Source organism: Priestia sp. P5_B4, from assembly GCF_056400385.1.
Window position 1 is genome coordinate 1 of sequence record NZ_JBFULJ010000998.1, and the last position, 1,294, is coordinate 1,294.

2 protein-coding genes are annotated in these 1,294 nt (G+C 33.6%); both read left to right on the top strand.

The window, feature by feature from the left end; translation table 11 throughout:
* On the top strand, positions 1–695 hold a 695-nt coding region (locus AC1DRF_RS28250; protein WP_477742337.1), incomplete at its 5' end, for a sensor histidine kinase.
* Positions 692–1,294, top strand: a 603-nt coding sequence (locus tag AC1DRF_RS28255) for a response regulator (protein WP_477742338.1), incomplete at its 3' end; no start/stop codon positions are given. The genes AC1DRF_RS28250 and AC1DRF_RS28255, both read left to right, overlap by 4 nt.

A 1,294-nucleotide genomic window follows, 5' to 3' on the forward strand; every position in this document is an offset into this window, starting at 1 on the left:
GTATCGTCCTTACTATAAGAACTTTATCTCAAATTGAAGAATTGACAGAAGAAATTTCTAAAATTAAAATGTTTTCTGATAATTTACGTGCTCAAAATCATGAATTTTTAAATAAGCTGAACGTGATTTATGGATTGTTAAAGTTAAAGAAGTATGAGCATGTCATGCAAATGATTTCATCAGAGGTAAAGGAACGCCAAGATATTATTTCTTTTTTAATGTCTTCTGTAAAGGATCCTTTGATTGCGGCATGCTTACTTGGAAAGATCAATCGTTCGAAAGAATTAGACGTTACTTTAGAAATTGACCAAGATAGTAACTTAACAAGTACTTTAGATATCGAAGACGCAAAAAACGTTGTTTCTATCTTGGGGAATTTAATCGATAATGCGCTCGAGGCTGTGCGAGAACATAAAGGGAACGTGGTGGTATCTTTTACAGATGTAGGAAATGACCTGATTTTTGAAGTTGAAGATAATGGGCCAGGGATATCAAAAGAAGTAGAAAATATGATTTTTATAGATGGTTACACAACGAAAAAAGGTGAAAATCACGGAATTGGATTGACTATTGTTAAAAGATCTGTAGAGCTACTTAAAGGTGAACTATACATAAGCAAAAGTATGTTACAAGGAGCAAGATTCACATTAGTTATCCCAAAGCTATTAAATAATGAAAAGGAAGAATCGATATGACTGAAAATCAAATTAATGTCATGATTATAGAAGATGATTCTACAGCTGCACAAATTTATGAACAGTTTACTAAGAAACTAGAGCATTTCACTGTTGTTGCGACAGCAGGATCTGGAGAACAGGCTTTAGAACTATTAACAATATTTACGCCGCAATTAATTTTATTAGACGTCTTTTTACCAGATATCAACGGAGTGGAGCTGCTGTGGGAAATCAGAAAGAAGTATCGAGGAATCGATATTATTTTAATAACGGCAGCCAATGATGTTGAAACAGTAGGGGAAGCAATAAGAGGAGGAGCATTTGGTTATTTGGTGAAACCTGTAATTATTGATAAATTTTTATCGACTTTAAAACATTATCAGTCTACGAGAATAGAATTAACCGAAAATAAAATGATTAACCAAGATAAAATAGACCATTTATTTAGAACGCGTCATAACCGCCACACTCAATCAGCAGCTGCAGTAACAGAACTTCCTAAGGGGATTGATAAACATACTCTTCGTTTAGTAAGAGATAAAGTTCGCGAAGTTCAGCAGAGYTTGAATGTAGATGAGTTTGCTCAACTAGTAGGTATCAGTTATTCAACAATGAGA